Origin of the sequence: Conexibacter sp. W3-3-2, assembly GCF_009707605.1 — a bacterium.
In the GTDB taxonomy this organism is placed as follows: Bacteria; Actinomycetota; Thermoleophilia; order Solirubrobacterales; family Solirubrobacteraceae; genus Paraconexibacter; species Paraconexibacter algicola.
Map to the genome: position 1 here is coordinate 2251424 of NZ_WLYW01000001.1, position 22834 is coordinate 2274257.

20 protein-coding genes are annotated in these 22834 nt (G+C 76.5%); 4 read left to right on the plus strand and 16 right to left on the minus strand.

Going from position 1 to position 22834, the window contains the following annotated elements:
- Positions 1-15: 15 nt before the first annotated feature.
- Positions 16-2763: a LuxR family transcriptional regulator gene (locus GKE82_RS11045; RefSeq protein ID WP_154733312.1), complete on the minus strand. Its 2748-nt coding sequence runs from the start codon at positions 2761-2763 to the stop codon at positions 16-18.
- Positions 2764-2772: 9 nt separating this feature from the next.
- Positions 2773-3123, minus strand: coding sequence for a hypothetical protein (locus GKE82_RS11050; RefSeq protein ID WP_107566991.1), 351 nt, complete (start codon positions 3121-3123; stop codon positions 2773-2775).
- 124 nt (positions 3124-3247) lie between these two features.
- Between GKE82_RS11050 and GKE82_RS11055 the strand changes: the two genes are divergently transcribed.
- Entirely contained in the window at positions 3248-4711 is a 1464-nt protein-coding gene (locus GKE82_RS11055; RefSeq protein WP_154733313.1) for a hypothetical protein, read from the plus strand.
- Between the two features lie 23 nt (positions 4712-4734).
- Here GKE82_RS11055 and GKE82_RS27015 read toward each other — a convergent pair whose 3' ends face one another.
- Together GKE82_RS27015 and GKE82_RS11075 are read right to left on the minus strand one after the other, a co-directional pair.
- Positions 4735-6141 carry a calcium-binding protein gene (locus GKE82_RS27015; protein ID WP_196189164.1) on the minus strand — a complete coding sequence of 469 codons (1407 nt, stop codon included), beginning with the start codon at positions 6139-6141 and terminating at the stop codon, positions 4735-4737.
- Positions 6142-6173: 32 nt separating this feature from the next.
- On the minus strand, positions 6174-7070 hold the full coding sequence (locus GKE82_RS11075; RefSeq protein ID WP_309233547.1) for a LysR family transcriptional regulator: 897 nt from the start codon (positions 7068-7070) through the stop codon (positions 6174-6176).
- A gap of 84 nt (positions 7071-7154) precedes the next feature.
- Here GKE82_RS11075 and GKE82_RS11080 point away from each other — a divergent pair, with 84 nt between their 5' ends.
- Positions 7155-8063, plus strand: a complete 909-nt coding sequence (locus GKE82_RS11080; protein WP_154733315.1) for a DMT family transporter — start codon at positions 7155-7157, stop codon at positions 8061-8063.
- Here the strand turns inward: GKE82_RS11080 and GKE82_RS11085 are convergent.
- The 4 genes from GKE82_RS11085 to GKE82_RS11100 are packed head-to-tail and all read right to left on the minus strand — an operon-like array spanning position 8021 to position 11461.
- Positions 8021-8326, minus strand: coding sequence for a hypothetical protein (locus GKE82_RS11085; protein WP_107566996.1), 306 nt, complete (start codon positions 8324-8326; stop codon positions 8021-8023). The genes GKE82_RS11080 and GKE82_RS11085 overlap by 43 nt on opposite strands.
- Before the next feature lie 18 nt (positions 8327-8344).
- A complete protein-coding gene (locus tag GKE82_RS11090) occupies positions 8345-8635 on the minus strand; it encodes a hypothetical protein (RefSeq protein ID WP_154733316.1) in 291 nt (96 codons plus the stop codon).
- Complete coding sequence (locus GKE82_RS11095) at positions 8632-10551, minus strand: hypothetical protein (RefSeq protein ID WP_154733317.1); 1920 nt, start codon at positions 10549-10551, stop codon at positions 8632-8634. The genes GKE82_RS11090 and GKE82_RS11095 overlap by 4 nt, the downstream gene beginning before the upstream one ends.
- A 34-nt stretch (positions 10552-10585) precedes the next feature.
- The gene (locus GKE82_RS11100) at positions 10586-11461 is read right to left on the minus strand and encodes a hypothetical protein (RefSeq protein WP_107566999.1); all 876 of its coding nucleotides are present in this window, start codon (positions 11459-11461) and stop codon (positions 10586-10588) included.
- Between the two features lie 109 nt (positions 11462-11570).
- On the opposite strand from GKE82_RS11100, the gene GKE82_RS11105 reads away from it, so the two are divergent.
- Complete coding sequence (locus GKE82_RS11105) at positions 11571-11792, plus strand: hypothetical protein (RefSeq protein ID WP_107567000.1); 222 nt, start codon at positions 11571-11573, stop codon at positions 11790-11792.
- A gap of 19 nt (positions 11793-11811) precedes the next feature.
- Here GKE82_RS11105 and GKE82_RS11110 read toward each other — a convergent pair whose 3' ends face one another.
- Genes GKE82_RS11110 through GKE82_RS11120 form a run of 4 tightly spaced genes read right to left on the minus strand, consistent with a single transcriptional unit; the run spans position 11812 to position 14731 of the window.
- A complete protein-coding gene (locus GKE82_RS11110) occupies positions 11812-12186 on the minus strand; it encodes a DUF1330 domain-containing protein (RefSeq protein WP_107567001.1) in 375 nt (124 codons plus the stop codon).
- Between the two features lie 37 nt (positions 12187-12223).
- A complete protein-coding gene (locus GKE82_RS11115; protein ID WP_196189165.1) occupies positions 12224-13411 on the minus strand; it encodes a low temperature requirement protein A in 1188 nt (395 codons plus the stop codon).
- Positions 13408-13992 carry a dinucleotide-binding protein gene (locus tag GKE82_RS27020; protein ID WP_196189166.1) on the minus strand — a complete coding sequence of 195 codons (585 nt, stop codon included), beginning with the start codon at positions 13990-13992 and terminating at the stop codon, positions 13408-13410. Before GKE82_RS27020 ends, GKE82_RS11115 begins: the two co-directional genes overlap by 4 nt.
- On the minus strand, positions 13985-14731 hold the full coding sequence (locus tag GKE82_RS11120; protein WP_309233548.1) for a type 1 glutamine amidotransferase domain-containing protein: 747 nt from the start codon (positions 14729-14731) through the stop codon (positions 13985-13987). The genes GKE82_RS27020 and GKE82_RS11120 overlap by 8 nt, the downstream gene beginning before the upstream one ends.
- A 114-nt stretch (positions 14732-14845) precedes the next feature.
- Here GKE82_RS11120 and GKE82_RS11125 point away from each other — a divergent pair, with 114 nt between their 5' ends.
- Positions 14846-15733: a LysR family transcriptional regulator gene (locus tag GKE82_RS11125; protein ID WP_154733319.1), complete on the plus strand. Its 888-nt coding sequence runs from the start codon at positions 14846-14848 to the stop codon at positions 15731-15733.
- A gap of 166 nt (positions 15734-15899) precedes the next feature.
- On the opposite strand, the gene GKE82_RS11130 is transcribed toward GKE82_RS11125, so the two are convergent.
- The 4 genes from GKE82_RS11130 to GKE82_RS11145 all read right to left on the minus strand — a co-directional run bounded on the left by GKE82_RS11130 (position 15900) and on the right by GKE82_RS11145 (position 22816).
- On the minus strand, positions 15900-16190 hold the full coding sequence (locus tag GKE82_RS11130) for a WXG100 family type VII secretion target (RefSeq protein ID WP_107567007.1): 291 nt from the start codon (positions 16188-16190) through the stop codon (positions 15900-15902).
- A 264-nt stretch (positions 16191-16454) separates the two neighbouring features.
- Entirely contained in the window at positions 16455-18230 is a 1776-nt protein-coding gene (locus GKE82_RS11135) for a protein kinase (protein ID WP_154733320.1), read from the minus strand.
- A gap of 69 nt (positions 18231-18299) precedes the next feature.
- Positions 18300-18590 carry a WXG100 family type VII secretion target gene (locus tag GKE82_RS11140; protein ID WP_107567010.1) on the minus strand — a complete coding sequence of 97 codons (291 nt, stop codon included), beginning with the start codon at positions 18588-18590 and terminating at the stop codon, positions 18300-18302.
- Positions 18591-18637: 47 nt separating this feature from the next.
- Positions 18638-22816 carry an FtsK/SpoIIIE domain-containing protein gene (locus GKE82_RS11145; protein WP_154733321.1) on the minus strand — a complete coding sequence of 1393 codons (4179 nt, stop codon included), beginning with the start codon at positions 22814-22816 and terminating at the stop codon, positions 18638-18640.
- Positions 22817-22834: the final 18 nt, after the last annotated feature.

A 22834-nucleotide genomic window follows, 5' to 3' on the forward strand; every position in this document is an offset into this window, starting at 1 on the left:
CGGACGCCGGCCCGCTCAGGTCGGCGGCAGCGCGCCCGAGAGCTCGGCCCGACGGCGGATGCCGAGCTTGCGGAACGTCCGGGAGAGGTGGTGCTCGACGGTCTTGGGGCTGAGGAAGAGCCCGGCGCCGATCTCTCGGTTGGTCTGGCCCTGCGCGGCGAGCAGCGCGACCTGCAGCTCCTGCGGGGTCAGCTCCTCCACCCCGGGCGCCCCGGCGGCGGCCGGTCCGCCCGCGCTCGCCGCCGGACCGCCCGCGGCCCGGAGCTCGACCCGGGCCCGCTCCGCCCACGGCGCGGCCCCGAGCCGCTCGAACGCCGCGACGGCCGTGCGCAGCGGCCGGCGGGCGTCGGCCGGTCGGCGCGCGCGCCGCAGCCGCTCCCCGAGGAGCAAGCGGGTCCGCGCCGCCTCGAACGGCCGCTCGGCCGGGTCGTGCTGCTCGAGGGCGCGGGCGAACCAGTCGTCGACCTCCTCGTCGGGGCCGAGCACGCCGCGCAGACGGAGCGCGGCGCCGGCCGCCCAGGTGTGGCCGGGACGCTGCGCGTGGCGCTCGAGCACCGCGAGACGCCGGGCGGCCCCGGGCTCGTCGCCGCTGCGCCAGAGCGCCTCGACGAGGTTCGGCAGGTAGCGGACGATCGCGGACTCGTCCACGTCGGTGCGCGCCTCGACGCGCTCCGCCGCCAGTCCGTGGTCGGCGGCCTCGCCGGGGTGGCCGCGGCCGAGCTCGAGCAGGCACAGGGCCGCGTGGCCGTAGACGGCGATCGACGCGGCGCTCATGCTCTCGGCCAGGGCCGCGCAGCGCGTCGCGTGTGCCCGGCAGCGGTCGTCCTCGCCGAGCAGGGCCTCGACCTCCGCGAGCACGCCGAGCGGGTATCCGAGCGCGGTCTCGAAGCCGGTCGCGTCCCCGAGCTCCACGGCCTCGGTGGCGTCGGCCCGCGCCCGCTGGAGCCGCCCCAGGCGCAGCTGCACGAGCGCGCGGACCCCGAGGGGGTAGACGAGCTCGGCCACCAGTCCGGCCTCGCGCAGGACGGCGACGAGCCGCGTCGCGAGCGCCTCGGCGCGGTCGAACCGCTCGACCCAGGTCGCGGACTGGGCGGCCATCGCGACGATCTCCGGCGGGCCGGTGCCCGGCTGGTAGGCGAGCAGCTGCTCGTGCGCGGCGTCGAGGACCGCGTCGGCCTCCGCGCTCTCGCCGAGCGCCATGCGCGCCTCCGCGATCAGGACCTCGGCGAGCGCCGCGACCGGTGGGGCCACCGGCGCCGCGAGGTCACGGGCGCGCGTGGCGCGCTGGACCATCCGGCGCATCCGCCCGTTGGCCATGTCGATCGCCGCGGCCTCGAGCAGGAACGCCCCGGCACGCAGCGGATCGTCGGGGAGGGCCTGCGCCTCGGCGACGAGCCCGTCCGCCCCCGCCTCGGGCTGCCCGGAGCGGGAGTCGACCCGGGCCCGCAGCGCGCGCAGGTCGACGCCGACGAGCGGGTCTCGGGCGACCTGCTCGCAGCGGACGAGGAGCTCGCGGCCGAGCGCGGGCCGCCCGCCGACGAGCGCGGCCGCGGCGGCCTCCAGCAGCAGGCGGGCCCGGTCGTCTGGCGCGGCGGTGAGATCGGCGGCGCGCGCGAACGCGGCGGCGGCGTCGACGAACGCACCGGCCGTCTGGGCGCGCACCCCGACGTCGCGCAGCGCGGCCGCGACGTCCGCGTCGGGGCCGATCGCCGCGGCCGCGCGGTGCCAGGCGCGCCCGTCGGGGGAGGCGCCCGGCTGGTCGGCGAGCTGCCCGTGCACGGCGCGCAGCGCCGCGGGCTCCGCGGCGGCGAGCACCGCGGAGCGCACGAGCGGATGGCGGAACGTCGCCCCCGACGCGTCGAGCACGAGCAGGCCGGCGCGCTCGGCCGCCGTGAGCGCACCGTCGCCGACGAGATGCCGCGCGAGCCCGGCGGCGTCGTCGCCGGGCTGGGCGGCGGCGAGCAGCAGCAGCGCCTCCCGGGCCGGCGGGTCGAGCGCGCCGACGCGGCGACCGTAGGCGCGCTCGAGTCCGCGGCCGATCGGCAGCTGAGCGGGCAGCGGCTCCTCGCCACCGCGCTGGGCGGCGCTGAGCAGGGCCGGGATCTCCACGAGCGCGAGCGGGTTGCCGCCGGTGTCGGCCACCAGGCGGCGGGCGACCGCGTCGGCGAGTCCCGGGTGGGCGGCGGTGAGCAGCGCGACCCCGGCGTCCGCGTCGAGGCCGCCGAGGGCGAGGGCGGGGACGTCGAGCGCCGCGACGTCGAGGCCCTCCTCGTCCCGGACCCCGAGCAGCACGGCGACCGGGTCCGCGTCCAGCCGGCGGGCGGCGAACAGGACGGCGGAGCGGCTCGCCTCGTCGACCCACTGGAGGTCGTCGACGACCACGACGACCGGTCCGCGGTCCTCCGCGGCGGCGGCGAGCAGCCCGAGCACCGCGGAGGCGACCGCGAACGGCGCCGCGGGCGCGGCCTCCTCGAGCGCGAGCGCGGACCCCAGCGCCCGGGCCTGCGCCGCGGGCAGCCCGTCGCGCAGGTCGAGCACCGGCCCGAGCATCTCGGCGAGCGCGGCGAACGCGAGGTGCGCCTCGGACTCGACGCCGCGCGCGTGCAGCACCGTGCCGCCCGCCTGGGCCGCCGCCTGCTGCAGCAGCATCGTCTTGCCGACCCCCGCGGGCCCGTGCAGGCACAGCACGCCGGAGCGTCCCGCCGCCGCGTCCTGGACCAGACCGCCGAGCGTCGCCAGCTCGTCCTCGCGACCAACCAGCACGCGCGCAGTCTAGTCGCCGTCGAGGAGCATCTGCACCGCGGCACGCAGATGACCGCCGGGGCGGATCTCGACGAGCAGCAGCACCCCGCGCCCGGCCTCCACCGTCCAGCGCGCGAGCGCGTCACCGGCGAGGGCGACCTGGTCGCCCGCCCGCAGCGGGTCGCCGTCGACGAGCAGGTGCCCGTGCAGGATCTCGAGCTCGAGACGCAGCGGCGCCGGCCTCCCGCCCACCGAGCGGCACGTTCCGCCGGGGAGCGCCACCTCGAGCAGCCCGTAGGCGCCGCCGGTGTCGTGCGCGTCGGCGAGCACGACGACCTGCACGCCGGTCCGGCCGTCCACGAGCTGCTCCCCGGTCCGCATGATCGCCCAGCGTGCCCGTCCGGGCGCGCCGCGGCATCGGGGAGATGCCCCTGTCGAGCCCCCCGTTCGGCACCAGGGGGATCCCCCGATGTGCCCGGACGGCGGCCCGCCGAGAGTGCTGCCCATGATCGTCACGACCCCCTCCCCCTCCCCGCTGCGCCGCCGGATCGCGGCCGCCGCGATCGCCGCCGGGCTGCTCGCCACGGCCGCCGCCCCGGCGCAGGCCGACTCGATCGCCTACCTCAAGGACGGCGACATCCACCTCTCCACCACCGACGGGTCACGGCAATACCAGGTGACCTCGGGCGGTGGCTACTCGTCGGTGTCGCAGGCGGACGACGGGCGCATCGTCGCGCTGCGCGGCGACCGGATCCGCCAGCTCGATCGCCAGGGCACGGTGCTCTCGGAGATCGTCACGCCCGTCTCGACGACCGCCGACCCGAGCATGGCCTTCCGCGGCCCGTTCGACCCGGTGGTCTCGCCGGACGGCCGCAAGGTCGCCTACTCGTACTACTGGCAGTACACGGGCTACGACCCGTACTGCAACCCGTCGACGAACTGCACCGTCAAGCGGCTGTACCACGGCACCGGATTCACCGCGACGGACCGCGTGACCGCGTGGGACGAGCCGGGGTTCCTGCGCCGGTCGGGTTGGAAGGACGCGCACTGGCTGGACGACCACCAGGTCCTGCTGTCCGACCCCTACATCCTCCCCAACGAGGACGTGGTGCTGTGGTCCCCGGAAGATCCCGACAGCCTGAAGCGCTGGTTCGTCGACCACGCCTACTACGGCGACGTGACCGACTCGGCCATGAGCCGTGACCGCTCCGCGCTGGCGACCGTGACGAAGGGCGGCCGGCGGATGAGCATCTCGCGCGCGGTCGGGCTGTTCCACCCGCAGTACCCCGTGCGGTGCTTCGAAGCCTCCGTCGAGGACGAGGGCGAGGCCGCGCGGATCTCCAGCCCGACGTTCAACGCCACCGGCTCGCGCGTCTTCTGGGCGACCCCGAAGGGCATCAGCGCCGCGACGCTGCCGACGTTCACGACCGACAGCTGCGGGACGCTCACCGACGGCGGCGGGGTGCTCGTGCCCGGCGCCACGGCGCCCGCCTGGGGGCCCGCCGACGTCCCCGCCCCGCGGCAGACCCCGCCGCCCGGTGGCGGCGGAACGCCCGTCCCCGGCCCCGCGCCGGGCCCGGTGCCCGCACCGCCGACGCCGGCTCCCGCGCCGGCGCCCGGTCCGGGAGCGGGCCAGGGCGGCACGGGCGGAGCGGTCGCCCCGACCCCGTCGGCGCCGGTCGGCGCGCGCACGGCGCTGTCGGTCCCGCGGACCCCGCTGGCGACGGCGCTGCGCGCCGGGCTCCGCGTGCGGCTGACCGGCATGGCGGCCGGCCCGGCGACCGTGCGCGCCACCGCCGGCGGGCGCACGATCGGCCGCGGGCGGGCCACCGTCGGCGCGAGCGGTCGCGCCACCGTGCTGGTGCGGTTCACCGCCGCCGCCCGCCGGACGCTCGGTCGCCGCGCGAGCGCGACCGTGACCCTGCGGGCCGGCGCCGCGCGCACGACCGTGACCCTGCGTCGCGGCTGAGCCGCGACGCGGTCCGGGGCGGCTCAGCGCACGACGCGCTCGCAGTCGCCCCGGACCTCGTCGACGGGGTCGGCGAACACGATGTCGGTGCCGCTGCCGCAGCGCACGCGGTCGCGGGCGGTGTCGAGGACGTTGATGCGGTCGTTGCCGGGACCGCCGACGACGCTGTCGTGGCCGAAGCCGCCCCAGATCTGGTCGTTGCCCGGGCCGCCGCGCAGCACGTCGTCCCCGCGGTCGCCGGTCAGGCGGTCGCCGCCGGAGCCGCCGCGCAGCACGTCGTTCCCCATCCGGCCGGCGAGCCGGTCGCGGCCGGGGCCGCCGCTGAGCCGGTCGTTGCCGGGCTGTCCCTCGAGGACGTCGTCGCCCGCCTCGCCGAAGAGCCGGTCGTTGCCGTTGCCGCCGAGGACCTTGTCGTCGCCGCCGCGGCCGTAGATCCAGTCGTGACCGGCGAGGCCCATGAGCTTCTCGCGCCGGTCGCTGCCGACGAGCGTGTTGGGGAGCTTCGTGCCGGTGAGGAGCGCCATCCCGTCGAATCCCGGGTCGGCGCGCCGGGTGGTGGTGACGAGCACCTGCTCGCACCCGACGATGCGCGCGTCGCGCCGGTCGGCGGCGTCGACGTGGGCGACGTCCGCGTCCCCGGGGCCGCAGTCGATCACGCGGTCGGCGGGCTCGGTCTCCCCGTCGGCGCTGTCGAGCTCGTCGTCGCCGCTGCCGCCGCGCAGCTCGTCGACCCCGCCGCCGCCCTGCAGGTGGTCGCGGCCGGCGCCGCCGCGCAGGGCGTCCTCGCCACGGCCGCCGTAGAGGACGTCATCGCCGGTGTCGCCACGCAGCGAGTCGCTGCCGCTGGAGCCGACCAGCCGGTCGTTCCCGGCCCCACCGCGCACGACGTCGGAGCCGCTCCCGGCGCGGATGTCGTCGTCGCCGTCGTCGCCGCGGATGCGGTCGGCCGCCTCGCCGCCGGTGATGCGGTCGTTCCCGGATCCGCCACGGCCGCGGTCGTGACCGAAACCGAGGCGCAGGACGTCGTCGCCGGGCCCGCCGCGCAGCCGGTCGTTGCCCGCACCGCCGTCGAGGTCGTCGTCCCCGGCGCGGCCGAGCAGCCAGTCGTTGCCATTGCCGCCGAGCAGCCGGTCCGCCCCGGCGCCGCCGTCGAGCCGGTCGTTGGCGGACTGGCCGGTGAGCAGGTCGGCGCCGAGGCCGCCGAACAGGCGGTCCTCGGCCGGGCCGCCGCTGAGCCGGTCGCGTCCGGCGCCCCCGACGAGGCGGTCGTGCCCGCGGCCGCCGCGCAGGACGTCGGGTCCGTGACCGCCGCGCAGGACGTCCGCCCCGTCGCTGCCGGTGAGCCGGCGGCCGTCCGCAGCGACGGGCAGCGTCAGGCCCGCGCCGACGGCGAGCAGCGTGAGCAGGGCGGCGGGGGACGGCGGGCGCACCCTCCCGTCATCGGCAGGACCCCGGCCGGTCTTCAGCCGGCGCCGTCGTCGGCGAGCAGCGCGCGGACGAGCCGCAGCGGCGCCCACGAGTCGCGGCCGCGGCGGGTGACCGCGTGTGCGCGCAGCAGCACCCCGGGACGGCGCAGCGCGAGGACCGCGACCCCGGGTCGCGGCGGCTGGTCCAGCGGCAGCAGCCCGACGCCGAGCCCGGCGACGACGAGGTCCTGGACGAGCTCGAGGCTGTCGGCGCGGTGGCCGACGACGGGCTCGACCCCGGCGACGGCGGCGATCGTGCGGACGACGTCCTCGTCGGCGACGTGCCGCGAGTTGACGATCCACTCGTGGTCGGCGAACCGGCGCAGCAGCTCGGGGGCGGTCGCGCCGCGCACGCCGCGGGCGGCGCGCGCCGGGACGCCGAGGCCCCACGGAGCCTGCCAGAGGGGCACGCGGTCGACGGTCGGGTCGAGCGCCGCGGGCGCGAGGTCGTAGTCGTAGACGAGCGCCAGGTCGACGGCGTCGGCGGCGAGCGCGGCGAGCGCCTCGGGCGGCTCGTGCTCGAGGACGCGCAGGCGCACGGCGGGGTGCTCGCGCGCGAGGCGGGCGAGCGTCGGGACGAGCGAGCGGCGGATCGCCGTCGCGAAGCCGCCGACGCGGACCGTGCCGGCGGGCTCGGCGTGCGGGTCGAGGTCGGCGCGCGCAGCGTCCAGGGCGGCGAGCACCGTGACGGCGTGCTCGGCGAGCCGCCGTCCCGCCGGGGTCAGGCGCACGCGGCGCCCGTCCGGCTCGTACAGGGCCGTGCCCGCCTCCCGGGTCAGCTGGGCCAGCTGCTGGGAGACGGTCGAGGTCGTGTGCCCGAGCTCCTCGGCGACCGCGCGCATCGATCCCTGGCGGGACAGCTCGAGGAGGAACCGCAGACGCCGGGGATCCACGCCGGGCATTGTCCACGATTCGCGAACGGTGTGTTCACCGATTCGACGTGGACACGAACGATCCGAGCCGCTTCAGTGGAGGCGATGCAGCGCTCCTCCGCCCGGATCGGCACCACGATGACGCTCGGCTCGATGCTGTTCGTGCAGCTCGGCCTCGCCGCGTCGGTCGGCCTGTTCGACCGCGTCGGGCCCGCGGGCGCCGCCTGCCTGCGCCTGACCTGGGGCGGCCTGCTGCTGCTGGCGATCGTCCGGCCGCGGCTGCGGACCCTGCCGGGCGACGCCGTGCGCGGGGCCGTCCTGCTGGGCGTCGTGACCGCCGGGGTGACGATCAGCTTCATGCTCGCCCTCGGGCGCCTGCCGCTGGGGACCGCGGTCGCGATCGAGTTCCTCGGCCCGCTCGGCGTCGCGGCCTGGCAGGGCGCGCGCGGGGCCCGCGCGTGGCCGCTGCTGGCGGGCGTCGGCGTGCTGCTGCTGACCGAGCCGTGGCACGGGGGCGCCGACCCGCTCGGCGTGGCGTGGGCGCTCGCCGCCGGGGCGTGCTGGGCCGCCTACATCCTCCTCACCCAGCAGGTCGGGGACCGCCTGCCGGGCATCACCGGTCTCGCGATCTCGATGCCGGTCGCGGCGCTCGTGTCGCTCGCGGTCGCAGGCCCGCGCGTCGCCGCCGAGCTCGACCCCGGGCTGCTCGCGCTCGGCCTGGGGCTCGCGGTGCTGCTGCCGGTCGTGCCGTTCGCGCTCGAGATGCTCGCGCTGCGGCACCTGACCGCGACGGCGTTCGGCACGCTGATGAGCCTCGAGCCGGCGCTCGCCGTGCTCATCGGCCTCGTCGCGCTCGGGCAGGCGCCCGCGCCGATCGCGCTCCTGGGCGTCCTGCTGGTCGTCCTCGCCGGGGCGGGCGCGCAGCGCACGGGCGGTCGCCCGCAGCCGGTCGCCGCGACCCCGGAGGTGGTTCAGCGGCCGAGCTCCTCCAGGTACGTCAGCGAGCCGTCCTGACCGGCGGAGATGTCGAGGCAGAAGTAGCCGAGCCGCTTGTACTCGGCGCCCTTGGCCTTGCCGAGCGAGCAGACCTGGCCGCGGCGCAGCTTCGTGGTCTTGCGGCCCTTCTTGCACGCGGTCTGCTGCTTCTTCGTCTTGAGCGCGGCGCAGCCGGTCTTCTTCTTCGTCGCGGCCCCGGCGAGCGGGGCGGTCGCGACGGCGGGCACGAGCGCGACGGTCGCCGTGACGGCCGCGGTCAGGAACGTGGTGCGCAGGGGCATGAGGCAAGCGTAGGGCGCTCAGCGGCCGCGCCGCAAGCGCGACAGGTCGAGCGTCCGCGGCCCGCGGTCCGCCGGCCGCAGGATCAGCCGCAGGGCGCCTCCCAGGACGACGAGCACGCCCCCGAAGGTCACCAGCAGGTCGGTGGCGTCCAGCGCGTCGCACTCCACGTCGGTGCGCCCGCGGTCGTTCGTGCAGGCCCGCCCGAGCCAGTCGGCCACCTCGCGCGGTCCGGGCTCGACCAGCAGCGCGAAGCAGGCGAGCCCGGCGAGCACCAGCAGCAGCGCGCCGGACCGCGCGGCCGCCCTCATCGCAGCACGCGACGGCGCACGACGGAGCGCAGCCCCGCCGGGTCGGTCGCGACGGCCTCGATCCGCAGCGCCTCGCGCCCGCGGGGCGGGAGCGTCAGGGCGAAGCGTCCCTGCGCGTCGGCCCGGGTGCGCGGCCGCGCGACGACCCGCCCACCGCGCCGCACCACGACCCGCACGAGCGGTCGCGTCGCGGCCCCGCAGGCCCGGTCGGTCGCGCGGCCGGAGAGCCGCCGGCCGCGGACGGACAGGACCGCGAGCCGGGGCCGGTCGAGGTCGAAGCAGCGCGTCGCGGGCGCCGGGCGGACCGGGCCGCGGTAGATGTCGATGCCGCCGGCGACGCCCTGCCAGACCGCGCCGTCCGGTCCGACGGCGGTCGCCGCGTAGAGCGAGTTGGAGTCCGGCCCGGGCGAGGCGGGCACGCGCAGGACCTGGCGGCCGGTCTCGATGTCCAGGCCCTCGAGGCCCCAGGTCCCGAGCCGCTGGCCCTGGCCGTAGACGAGCCCCGAGGCGGTGCTGAGCGTCGGGATCCCGTTGGGGATCGACACGTCGGGGTTCGCCCACACCGACCGGCACGTCCGGGTCGCCGGGTCCCAGTCGATGCGCTCCATGCCGTACGGGGCGTTCAGCGGGTCCTGCCCGGCCAGCGCGGCCGCGACGCGGCGCTGCGCGGGCGGGAGCGCGGCGAACAGCGCCTCGTTGGCGAGCGTGTTGTTCACGACGAAGCTCGAGTAGCCGCTGGTGAGCACGGACTGCTCGGAGCTCGACGTCGTGCGGGTCGGGTCACCGAAGCGCACGGGGATCTCGCAGGCGATCCGCGGGTCCTTGCCCGGGGCGATCGGCTGCCAGCCGGCGGGGATCTCGTCGCGCCACAGGAGCACGAGGTGCATCAGCGGCTGACCGTCGGTGATGACGACGAAGCGGTCGCGGTCGCGGCCGGTCCCGACGACGTCGGGCGTCGAGCCGGAGCCCTCGCCCAGGCGCACGCCGCCCGCGTTGGTGCCGGTCTCGTAGCGGGCGCGCCAGCCGCTGCGCAGCCGCCGGCCGTCCCACTGGATGCGGTGCATCGCCTTGGAGGTGACGACGTAGATGCCGCCGTCCTCATCGGCGCTGATCGAGTTCGACACGATCTCGAGGTCCGCCGCCGGGGCGCCGTCGGTGCACCGCTCCCCGTTGAGCTGGACGCTGCGGACGTTCTCCGCGGTGAGCTCGGGCAGCGTGCGGGGCACGACGCCGACCGCGCCGCGCTCGGTCGCGAACGCGATGTGCCCGTCGTAGGTCATGGTGATGCCGACGAGCTGGTCGTCCGCGCCGCACAGCGCGCTCTGCGGGACCGCGAACGACGCGAGCTGCGCGATCGGGGACCCCCGCTCGCCGGGCCGCGCGTCCCCGTAGACCTCCAGCGAGCGGGCGCGACCGACGAAGAGGTGGTCGTCGCGGTCCAGCAGGTTGTACGCCCCGGAGATCGACGCGCCGGTCCCGGCCGCGGGCTTGGTGGCGGAGTCGATCACCCGGCCGGTGGCGACGTCGACCTTGTGCACCGCCGAGAGATCGGGCGTGGAGACGGTGGACATCCAGGCGACCCGGCCGCCGTCCGGGTAGGCGGAGGAGAAGTCGATGACGACCGGCACCTGGGTGATCGACCGGGGCAGCTGGACGTGCTGCCAGCGGACCTGGTCGGCGGGCCGCGGGCCGGGGTACGGCGAGGCGCCGGAGGCGTAGGAGCCGCGGTGCGACGCGCCCCAGCCCGAGTCGGCCAGGTGCGGGTTGCACGGTGGCTCGTGCGCCGCTACGGGCGTGCCGCAGGGCGGCGCGGTGGGCGCCGCCGTCGCGGTCGTGGCGGGCAGCGCGCAGGCCGCGATCAGGACGGGGAGGGCCCCGCGCCACCGGACGGCGCGGACCCACGGGAACCGGTGCATCGGGCGAGCCTAGCCGGGCCGCCCGGGCCCCGGCCTACTTCTTCACCGGGCGCGGCCGGATCGTGTACGAGAGCTTGCCGGCGACCTGGCAGTCCCCGTCGGCGTTGAGCCGCGCGGGCGACGGCGAGCCGCCCGCGCCGGTGACGACGTCGACCTCGGCGCGCGTGCACGGCCCCGTGACGATCGCGGTGCGCCGGATCGTCTGGCCGCGGCGGATGCCGAAGAGCTTCAGCGTCGTGATGCCGGCGGGGAGCGCGGTCGTGTTGCCGGGGGCGATCGCCGTGGTCGCGATGCTCGTGGGGAGCGCGTCGCCGGTGAGGCTCTCGGGGCCGCCGCCGACGCAGTCAGGGTCGTCGAGGCCGCTGCCGGTCATGAAGACCGCGACCTGCAGGCGGTTGCCCGAGCTGAGCGGCGTGAGCTCGTCGTCGTCCGTGGAGGACGACGGGGTCGTCTCCAGCAGCGAGATCCGCGTCCTGCCGCGGCGGACCGGGGCGCAGGTCGGCTCGGGCTTGACCTCGGCCTTCGTGCCGGTGCAGTAGTTCGTGGTGCGGTAGCCGAGGATCTTCCCCTCGACCTTCGCGGTGCCGGCGGGGGCGGACGGCGTGGAGGTGACGACCGGGTCGAAGCCCTCGCCGGTGACGCGCTTGAGGTTGATGTTGCGGAAGCCGCCGGTGGCGTAGTCGTAGCGGTTGACCTGCGTCCAGGACTCGCCGGGGAAGCAGTCGCTGGTGGTGTCGTGCAGGCGGCGGATCTCGAGGTAGCCGCGGACGTCGATCTGGACCTTCGCGTTGCGGGTCTTGATCTTCGGGGCGGTCGGGGTCCTCGTGGCGGCGGTGCCGGTGGTCGCGGGGACGACCAGGAGGGCGGCGGCGAGCGCGGCCAGGAGCAGGGCGGGGCGGTGACGGGGCATCGCCGCGGATCTTCGCGCGGGACCGGGGCCGGTCCGTCTCACCCCGGTCTCACGTGGCCGGACCGCCGAGGCTCGCGCGCGGGCGCGGGGACGGCTAGCGTCCCGGAGGGTGGGCGAGCGATCCGACACCGAACGCCGGACCGGCGACCCGGGCGACGCGGGTCGCGCGTCGGTCGGCGCGTACCTCTACTGCGTCGTCACCGGGCTCGGCGTCGGCGCGTTCGTCGCGGAGCCGCTGGCGGGGACGCTCGTGGGCGCGGCGGTGGGCCTGCCGGTGGCGCTGTGGCTCGTGCCGGCGGCAGTCCGCGAGCGACGCGGGCAGCGCCCGTAGGCGGCAGGTCCCCGCGGCGTCAGCCCAGGGCCGACGGCGCGGTCGCGACGAGCTCCGCGCGCGTCAGCGCGGTCGTGCGCAGGTGCGTGATCGCCTGGTACCCGGGGTCCCCGACCATCTGCAGGAAGGCGGCGATCGACGGGTACTCGACCGTGAGGATCGCGTCCCACCACGGCCGCTCGTCGTCGCCGATGACCAGCAGCTCGACCTCGCTCATCGCGACGACGCGCGCGCCGACCCGCTCCAGGTGGGGCTGCACCGCCTCGGCGTAGCGCCCGTACCCGGCGCGCCCGCCGTCGGGCGCGAACTGCAGCAGGTTGATCATCTGCACGGGTCCGGCGTGCGTGGACTTCGCGAGGGCGGAGATCTGGGCTCCGGTGGGATCGACGGCCATGGTGCGACCGTATCCGCCCGGGCGCCGGCGGCGCCAGTCAGCCGCCGGCACCCGCCGGCCGGGCGAGCCGCTCCGTGACGACGACCGCGGCGAGCACCGCGACCACCCCGGCGGTCGCGACCACCGGCGCGAACGCGGACGCGGCGAGGCCGCCGGCGCCGAGCACGACCGCGCCGGCCGCCCGGACGCGCACCGACCGCTCCGCGCCCGCGATCCGGGAGGAGGCGGCGATCGCCGCCAGCGCCGCGAGGGCCAGGGCCGGGCCGAGGAACAGCGGCTCCAGCGGCAGCTCCCCCGCCCCGGGGCCGGCCGGTCCGGGTACGGCGGCGGCGACGAGCGCGCCGGTCGCCCCGGCCTGCTCGATCGCCAGGTGCACGCCGACCCCGAACGCCGCGACGCCCGACCAGATCGCCAGGTGCCCGTAGCCCCAGAGGAAGCCGGCCTGCCGGCTGCGTCCCAGGCCCCCGGCCCCGGCGTGGTCGAAGTACAGCCACCACAGCGCGGCGGCCCCGGCGAAGCCGAGCACGGCGGCCGCGGCCGCCTCGACCCCGAGGTCGACCGCGTCGAGGCCGACGACGACCGCGAGGATCGACTCGCCGAGCACGATGATCGTGAAGAGGCCGTAGCGCTCGACGATGTGCCCCGGGTGGTAGAAGGCCCGGTCGGCGACGGCGGCCGCGAGGTACGGGGCCGCGATCTCCCCCGCGAGCGCCAGCGCCCAGAGCAGGTGCTGGAGCGTGCCGTCCGCGAGCGCCGAGCCCGCCCAGAGGACGGCGCCCCAGGCGCTGCCCGCCGCGTAGCGCCCGGTGAAGGCGCGCAGCCCGGGGGACGTCGCGCGGCGGCGCAGGGCCAGCCACAGCGCCACGAGCGGCACGCGCAGGGCGCCGGCCGCGAGCGCGTAGAGCGTCGCGTCCCCCGCCGCCGCGTCGGGCACGCCGACCGCGACGGCGAGCACGGCGAGCATCGCCGTGAGGATCCCGACGCGGTAGGCGGCGTCGTCGCGGTCCCCCGCCGCGGCGTGCCACGTGACCGCCATCCACGCCCACCAGATGCCGACGAACAGCCCGGCCGCGGTCGCGGCTCCCTCGACGGTCGGGTCGCCGTGCAGCACGGCGGCGACCTGCGCGACCGCGACGACGAAGCACAGGTCGAAGAACAGCTCGAGCGCCGTCGCGGGCCGGTGACCGTCGACGCGGCCGTCCAGGAGCGTGCCGGTGCCGCTCACGCCGACCCCGGCTCCGGCAGGACCGCCGGGGCGTCGAAGCGGTACGCGAACGGGCCCCGCCCGACCGCGTAGGCGGTGCGGATGACGAGCCGCGCGAACCCCTCGAGGTCGGGGGCGGCGGCGAGCGGGCCGCAGTCGACGGGCCGGAAGCCCGCGTCGCGCACGAGCCGCTCGGTGGTCGCGCGGGCCTGCGGGTCGTCCCCGCACCAGGCCATGTCGGCCCGACTGGGGTGCGCGGCGATCTCGTCGTAGAGCCGGGCGAAGACGGTGTTGAACGCCTTCGTGACGTACGCGTGGGGTGCGGCGGCGGCGATCGCGCCGGCCAGGTCGGGGATCGCGCCCGACACGTCGTTGGTCGCGTCGACCACCGTCCGGCCGGCGAGCTGCGCCGCGCGGTCGGCGACCGCGGCGACCGCCGCCGCGGCGGGCACCGCGACGAGGACCGCGTCGGCGTCCCCGCGGACCGCGTCGGCGCGGCCCAGGAGGCGCACGTCGTGCCCGGCGGCCTCCCAGCGCGCGGCGAGCCCGGCGCCGACCGTGCCGCGCCCGAGGACGTCGATCCGCAGCGTCGCCTCAGACACCGAGCGCCTCGATCACGAGCTGGGCGGCGGCCGCACCCGAGTACTGCTGCTGGCCGGTGATGAGGTTGCCGTCACGGATCGCGTGGCTCTTGAAGCGCGAGGCGACGATCATGTTCGTGCCGGGCAGCGCGCGGCCCTCGTCCTCGATGCGGAACGGCTGGATCCGCTGCCCGACGTACTCGTCGGCGAAGTCCTCCTCGCTGTTGGCGAAGCCGGTCCAGGTACGACCGGCGACGAGCAGCTCCCCGGTGGCCGAACGGGCCTTCAGCAGCACGCAGGTGGCGTGGCAGATCGCGGCGGCGGCCCGGCCGCTGTCGTGGAACGCGGAGAGCGCCGTGTGGACACGCTCGTCGTCGACGAACGTGACCATCGGCGCCTGGCCGCCCACGAGCATGATCGCGTCGTGGGCGTCGAGGTCGACGTCCGCGAGCGCGGGCGTGTCCTGCACGAGCGCGGCGTGCTCGGGGCTGCTGATGAACCCGAGCGACAGGAGGTCGTGGGCGGAGTAGCCGGACTCGTCGCGCGGGTCGCTCCAGCTGTCGGCGGTCAGCGCGCCGCCGTCGGGCGAGGCGATCGTGACCTCGTAGCCGCGCTCGGTGAACGCCCACCAGGGGTGGACGAGCTCCGCCCACCAGAAGCCGACGGGCCACCCGGTGACCGGGGACACGGCGGGGTTGGAGGCGACGAGCAGGACGCGCTTGGGACGGTCGGGGTTCAGGACGTCGATGGAGGCGGACACGGAGGCTCCCGGGTGGTGGCTGGTGGACGCGTTCGACGGTAGGCGCGCGGTGCGCGATCCGGAAACACCGATCGCTTGCCCGGCCACAAGGCCCGGTTGTGGCAGGCTTGCGCCGTGACCCCGGTTCCCGAGCTGCGCCTGCTGCGCTCCTTCGTCGCCGTGGCGACCGCCGGGAGCATGTCCCGGGCCGCCGCCGAGCAGCACATCAGCCAGCAGGCGCTCAGCCAGCAGCTGCGCCAGCTCGAGGACCTGCTCGGGGTCGCACTGCTTGAGCGCAGCAACCGCGGCGCGGTGCCGACCGCAGCCGGGCGCACGCTGCTCGTCGAGGCGCGCCGGGTCCTCGTGGCGGCCGAGCGCGCGGTGGAGCGCACGGTGCAGGCCGCCGCCGGCGAGGGCGCGGTGCTGCGGCTCGGGCACACGCTGACGACCGCGGCGGACCTCGTGCCCGCGATCACCGCGCACCTCGCCACCGTCGCCCCGGGCACGCGCCTGCTGGCGCTCGAGCTGCTCGCGCGGGACCTGCCGGGCGCGCTGCTGCGCGGCGAGGTCGACCTCGCGCTGCTCCCCCACCAGGAGCTGGGACCGGAGCTCACCGGCACGCCGGTCGCCGCGGTGGCGCTGTGCGTCGCCGTCGCGGCGGACGACCCGCTGGCCGAGCACGGGCGCGTGGCGGTGACGGCGCTCGCGCCGCGACCGGTGCACGTGTGGCCGCGCGAGACCGCACCCGGGTACCACGACGCGGTCCGCGCCGCGTTCGCCGCGGCGGGCGTCGAGCCGCGGCTGGACACCTCGGCGGCGGGCAGCGCGGTGTGGGCGCGGATCGCGCAGGGACCGGGGATCGGGGTGATCGCGGCGAGCCAGGCGGCGAGCCTGCCCGCGTCGATCGCGACCCGGCCACTGGACCCGGAGCCGCCGCCGATGCGCATCGACCTCGCGTGGCGGACCGACGATCCCCCGGCCGCGCTGGACACGGTGCGCGCCGCCCTCGCGGGCGGCATCTGACCGCGGTCAGCCGGGGCGCGGCTGCCGGCACGCGGCCGGTCGGGCGTCACCGTCCGCAGGGCTGCGCGCGCCACGTCGCAGCTGCTCCCGCAGACCGTCCTGCGCGCCGGCGACCGGCTGGCCGTGACGGTGGGGTGGCGCACGGCGGGCGCCGCACGCCACGGCTCTACGAGGAGACGATCGAGCGGACCGTGCTCTCGGCCGAGGCGTAGCGCTGCTGGGCCTGCTTCAGGTCGACGGAGATCTGCTCGAAGAACTGCCGTGCCTCCTCGACCTCCTTGACGTGCTGGTTGAAGCGGCTCTTGAACCCGTCCGAGGCGGTGCCGTCCCACATGCCGTCGAGGTTGCCGACGGCCCGCACGGCGTCCTGCTTGGCCTCGTCGACGAACTGGGCGGCGTTGCGGAAGAAGGTCGAGCCGTTCCCGAGGATCTCGGGGGTCACCTTGATGTGTGCCATGTGCGTGCTCCTGTGTGGTTCTGGTGGTGGTCTGACGGACGTGCGCGCCTAGCGGCGCACCCCGCGGATCGCGGGAAGCTCGATGTAGGGATCGACGCTCGGTGGGGGGGACCGCGCGCACCACGCCGGCCGCCGGGATCTCCGGGTCCCCGGGCGCGGTGAGGATGCCGACGGTGCCGCCGAGCAGCAGCAACCCGAGGACGATCGCGGCGATCGTCGCGATGCGGCGATGCTTGGAGACGGGCAGTCGCAGGGAGGGACGCCTCATCGACCCACCCGGAACCCGAGGCGCCGCAGGCGGCGGACGCTCTCTCGCAGATCGGCGTCGGCCCGGAGCGCCTCGCGACGGAGGCGACGCGTCGGCGCTCGCTGCCGCAGGGCGACCGAGTACCGGTCCCAGCGGGTCGCGGCGCTGCTCAGCCGTCGCTGTACCCCGTCGGTGGCCACCGCGGCGATCGGGCCGAGCTCCGCCAGCGCGTTGCGGGCGGCGCGGTAGGTCTCCGCCAGGTCGCGGCCGCCCTGGATGCGCTCCTCGAGCCGCCGCGCCTGGAGGCCGCCGACGGGCTCCGAGCGCTGCTCGCCGAGATCCTCGAACACCGTCTGGATCCCGCGCACCAGCGCGGTCGGCAGCCGTGGTGGCACGGCGCCGTCGAGCGCGGCGGTCGTGATCGTGCGGGCGCAGATCGCCTGGCTGGCCGAGGCGCACCGCGCGACGAGGGTCCGGGCGCGCGCGGGTCGCGCAAGGACGACGCCGTCGGCCGCCGTGTATCGGAGGATCTCGGTGCCGCCCGCGGCGACCACGGTGGCGGTGTCGGTCGGGTCGATGCCGAGACCCTCGAGGGTCTCGCGGTTCAGCGGGTCGGGCGGCGGACCGGACGGGAAGACGGCGAGACCGGTCGACGTCCCGGGCACCGCGCCCTCGGGCCGCCCGGTGATCGCTGCCCGTGCCCCGGCGAAGGTCGCGGGTGCCGCGTCGAGCAGCGCGGGCACCGCGATGCCGTCGATCTCGGCGACGGGGCGCGGCTCGGGGGCGAGCAGCCGTCCGCCGGCGAGCCCGATCGCGACGACCGCCGTCCCGCAGGCGGTGATGAGTCCGGCTCGTGCGATGCGGCGCCACGTGGTCGTCGGGGTGGCGTCCTGGGCTTCCGGCGAGGCGACGAGGACCCGGTCGATTCGCGTGACGCTGCCGATCTCGGGCAGGTGCGCCACGGTCCGGCCGAGCGGCACGCGCGTGCTGCTGCCGTCGGTGGTCGCGGCGAGGAACGCCTCGACGAACGCGGTCGGGCTGGGCCAGCGCTCCTGAGGGTCGAGGGCGAGCGCGCGGGCCAGGACGCGTTCGGCGCCGGGCCACCAGGGGGCGTCGAGCTCGGGGATGACGACGGGGGCCGACCGACGGACCACGACGGCGCCGTGGTCGGCGCCCTCGTACGGCGCCTGGTCGGCGAGGGCCAGAAGGGCGAGACCGCCGAGGCCGAAGACGTCGCTGCGCGGCTCGGCGCGCCCGGCGATCGCCTCGGGTGCGAGATGGCGCATGCGCTCGAGCAGGGTGTCGTCCGCGACCCGGGTGGCGCCGCTGAGGCGCGAGTCGCCGAGGTCGGCGAGGAGGCCGTCTCCGCGCCGGTGGACGAGGATGCTCGCCGGGCGGACCTCGCCGTGCACGATGCCGACGGCGTGTGCGGCCTCGAGTCCCCGGGCGACGTCGAGCAGGACCCGTCCGAGACCGCCGACCGTCAGCGTGCCCGCGCTGTCGGCGAGCGGCACGGCGTCGACGGCTGCGGTGACCACGTAGAACCGGCCCCCGGGCAGGTAGCCGGCGTCGAGCACCGGCGTGAGCCCCGGGTGCTCGATCCCGGCGATCCCGCGGACGACCCGGAGCAGGTCGTCGTCCTGCGCGCCTTCGGCGAGGAGGTGGAGCCGGATCGTGACCCGGCGGCCGAGCGCGGTGTGACGCGCCCGCAGGACGGTCGAGCCGGCGCCGCGCGAGACGACGCGCTCGACGACGTAGCCGTCGATCTCGGGAAGGGTGTCCTGCAGGGTCATGGCGCGTGCAGAGGCCTGCCGGTGCGGGGCCCGACCGGGGGGACGGCCGGGCCCCGCACCGGGAGGAGGTCAGGTGGCGACGGTCCCGCGGACCTCGTCCTCGGCCTGGTCGTACTCGTTGCGGGCGCTCCGGAGGTCCAGGGCGAGCCGCTCGAAGAACTCCTTGGCCTCCCGCGCCTCGCGCAGGTGAGTGTGGAAGCGGGACTTGAACGCCTCGGATGCCGTTCCGTCCCATCCACCGTCGAGGCTGGCCACGGCGTTCTTGGCCTTGGCGATGGCGGTCTCCATCTTGTTGGCCGCGTTGTCGAACGACACGGCACCCGCCTCGAGCGCTTCCGTCGTGATCTTGATGTTTGCCATGCGTGTCTCCTTGGGTTGCTGACCGCGCCCCGCGCGGACGACTTAATCTATGCAGAATCTTGGCGCAACGCAATGTCGGGTCGCGCCACCTGCACGGGAACGACCTGCCCGCCGTCGACGAGCACACCCCTACCGGGAAGCCGTGGCGCCCGCTGCAGCGACCGCGGATAGGTCACCCCGAAGACGTCCCCGTCGTCGACCGATGGCTCGAGGTGCACCGCGCAGCCCTGCCGACGCAGGGTCTTCAGCCATGGCGAGTAGTGCCGCAGCTGCGCGGACTCGATGGCGGCGATCACGCGGACGGCCCCGTCCCGCCCGGCGGCGAGGAGCGCCTCGAGATCGTCGTCGGCTCGCAGGACGTCCTCCAGCTCCACCGCATCGTCGACCACGACGAGCAGGACGGGACCGTCGGGGTCGCGGAACTCCGGCACCCGCGTCAGCAGCGCCTTGAGCGCCGCGGCGCAGTCGGCCACACCACGCACCTGCGACGTCCACCCGGGCATCCCGGCGAGCGACGACCGGCGCGGGAGCAGCAGATGGGCCTCCGCGACGTCGTCGATCAGGCCCTGGGCGATCGTCGCGACCGTCGTCGAGCGCCCGGTCCGCATCGGACCCGCGACCAGCAGGTGGCCGCTCTCGAGGCTGACGCCGATCGCCGAGAGACGCTCGCCCTCCACGCCCAGGGTCGCCGTCAGGCGACCCTCGGCCGGCCCGAGCGGTGCGAGGTCCACCACGGTCGGCATCCGCCCGATCGCCGGCGCACGCTCGGTCTCGCGGTCGGCCACGGTCGCGGCCCAGGCGCGGAACGCGGCGTCCTCCTCCGTCGCCAGGGTCGTCGCCGCGGTCCGCGCGATCTGGACCTCGAGGTCCCGGTCGAGGAATCCGCGCCCCGCGGGCAGGTCCGGGCCGCCGACGCCTGCGGCGAGCCCCAGCAGCGCGTAGTCGTCCTCCGCGGCCATCCGCAGGACGAGCCGCCGCGGGACGGCGGCCGCGATCGGCGTCGGGATCGATGCCCGGCGGTCGCCGGAGATGACGAGGTGGATGCCTGCTCCGCGGCCGTCGGCGACGAGCCGGACGACGAGATCCAGGAGCCGCCCGCGCTCGACGTCCTGGAACGCCTCGGCGAACGCGGTCCAGCCGTCGATCAGCAGGACGTGACGGGGCAGGGTCGCGTCGGGCCGCCGCTCGCGGAGCGTGTCGAGGTCGTTGGCGTGCTTCTGGACGAACGCCCGCTGGCGCTCCTCCAGCGTCTCGACGAGCAGCTGCAGCACGCGCTCGACGCGCTCGACGTCCTCCGGCACGACGACGGCGGAGGTGTGCGGCAGGTCCGCGAGCTGCCGCAGCCCTCCCCCTCCCGCGTCGATGGCGTGCAGGTGCAGTCGTCGGACCGGGGTGTCCGCGGCGAGGCTCGCGGCGATCTGGCGCAGCGTGGACGACCGCCCCGAACCGGACGCCCCGTAGACCAGGAACGAGCCGACCGCACGGAGGTCCACGCTCGCGACGGTCTGTCGTTGGCGGCGGGGCTCGTCGGCCAGTCCGAGGGTCGCCACGCCGTCCGGTTCGGGACCCAGGTCCCCGAGGTCGGCCCGTGCGATCGCGGGCGGGAGGGGCGCCAGCCACGGCCTCGGGGGCGCGACCTCCCCGGCCAGGGCCGTCGCCTCCTCGATCGTCGCGACGAGCCGCTGCAGGTCGGTCGGCCCCTGGTCCACGTCCGGCCGGGCGCTCGCGCCGATGTCGTCGGAGCGCAACCGGATGCGCACCGACCCGTCATCCTCGCCGGGGCGCGGGGTCCAGCCTCCGCCGTAGGCGGTCTGGACCTCGGTCAGCTCGCCGGGGCCGATCCGCACCAGGACGCGTCCCGGAATGGAACGCGGAAGCCGGGCCGCGTCGGGGACGTCGACGACGTCGTCGCTGTCCTCGGTGGACGCGACGCGCAGCGCCATCCGCAGGGTCGTGTTCGCGCGGATGTTCGCCGTGATCGCACCGCTCGGGCGCTGGGTGGCGAGGACGAGGTGCACCCCGAGGGAGCGACCTCGCTGGGCGACGTCCACGACGCCCGCCACGAACGCCGGGACCTCCTTGGCGAGCGTGGCGAACTCGTCGATGACGATGACGAGTGGCGCCGGCGCGTCGGCGGAGCGGCGCTCGAGCTCGAGCAGGTCCTTGGCACCGGCCGCGGCCAGCAGGTGCTCACGGCGCTTGAGCTCCGCCTCGAGCGAGACGAGCGCCCGCCGGACCTCGTGCTCGTCGAGATCGGTGACGAGGCCGACGCAGTGCGGGAGCTGTCCGACGTCCTTGAACGCCGCGCCGCCCTTGTAGTCGATCAGGAGGAACGACAACCGCGACGGCGGGTGCGCTGCCGCAAGCGACGCGATCATCGTCTGCAGCAGCTCGCTCTTGCCGGCGCCGGTGGTGCCGGCGACGAGCCCGTGCGGACCCTGGTCGCGCAGATCGATCTCCCAGGGACCGTCCGGCCCGGCACCGAGCGGCGCGGCGAGCCCTGCCCCGGTGAGGTCGTCCCAGCGGTCCATGATGGGCTCCGGCTGCAGGTCGGTGAGATCGAGCAGCTCGAGCAGCGAGACGCGCCGGGGCAGCTCTCCGCCGCCGGCGGCGGTCACGTCACGCAGCGGGGCGAGGCTGCGCCCGATGCGGTCCGCGGTCTCGAGCTCCAGCTGGTCGACGGTCATGTCCGCGATGTGGACGCCGGTGGCCGCCCAGGTCGCGCTGCCGCGCCCCGGCTGGTCCGGGTGGAGCTCGACGATGGCGCCGCACCCACCGGGGAGGTCGGCGCGCTGCCCGGCGAGCCAGAGCACGTGCACCTCGTGCTCGGCGCAGCCCTCGAGCAGGGACGCCACGACGCTGCGGTCGGGTGCGACGACATCGTCCAGCACCAGCAGCACGCCGGTACGGCCCGTCTGGCGGGGACGGTCGTCCGCGCGTCGTTCCGCGAGCACTGCGATGACCGTGCGGACGAGCTCGTCGGTCGCCTGCCGTCCGATCGCGATGCGGTCACCGTCGATCAGGGTCGAGGGCGCGGTGACGTGCGGCAGCCACGAGAGCCAGGTCTCCTGCTCGGCGAGCGCCTCGGAGATCCCGGCCGCGATGACGAGGTCGAGCGGGCTGCGCAGCGTCGCGGCCTGCACGAGCATCGCGCGGGCGGCGGCGTGGCGCGCGGCCTCCGGGCCGACGACGCCGACGGCGCCCACCGTGCGCAGATCGACCATCACCGGAACGGCAGGGACCGTCATCAGCGGCTCGAGGCTGTCGCGGGCCTCCTGCCGCAGCTCGATGTCGCCGGTTCGCGGGAGCTCGATGGTCGCCTCGGTCGGCTGGTCCGCGGTCCCGAGACGCAGCGCCATCGCATCGGGGTCGGTCGCCCTGCGCTCCCAGAGCTCGGCTTGGAGGCCCGTCGCGCGCGCCTCCAGCTCGGCGAGGTCCGGTGCGAGCCGCCGCCGGGCGGCCCGCTCGTGGGCGTGATCGATCACCAGCCGCTCCCGTTGCTCGACGAGGTCGTGCTCCCACGCGCGGACGTCCTGCGCGTGCTCGGAGTCGTCGTAGCGCCGGTCGGCGATCGCGTTGGCGAGCAGCAGCACGGGCGTGAGGCAGGCCATCACGATCGCGATCGGGGAGCGCGTGATGAGGTAGATCGCGATCCCGATGACCATCGGCATGGCGATCAGGAACCAGGGGATCTGCTGACGCCGCTGGCGCATGGGCGGGCTATCCAGACGCACCGATCCGGGGGCGTAGGTCGTGCGGATCCGGGGCGGCCGGTTGAAGGGCACTGCGCCGGCCGTCCCGGCGACGGGGACGCGGGAGGCGGCGACACGAACGGTCAGCGGCGCGTCGACCACGGCGAAGACCGTGCGGCCCGCCTCGACGACCGCGCCACGCTCCAGGACCTCCGGGGTCTCGGGGCGCAACGGCCGACCGTCGACCGCCGTGCCGTTGCTCGTGCCGAGGTCGCTGACGACCACCGTTCCGCCGGGGTCCACCACGAGCGCGACGTGCTCGCGAGACAGCGCCGGATCCTGCACGGTCACGTCGGCGGCGTCCGCCCGGCCGATGGTCGTCCGCCCGGGTGGCAAGGCGATCCGCGCGCCGGCCCGACATCCGCCGACGATGCGCAGCTCGACCGCGGTCGCCGCGACGTCGACCTCCCGACCGAGGCGGCCCAGGGCGACGATGTCTCCGTCCCGCAGGCCACTGGCCGCGACGGTGGTCACGCCGGAGATCGCCCCGAG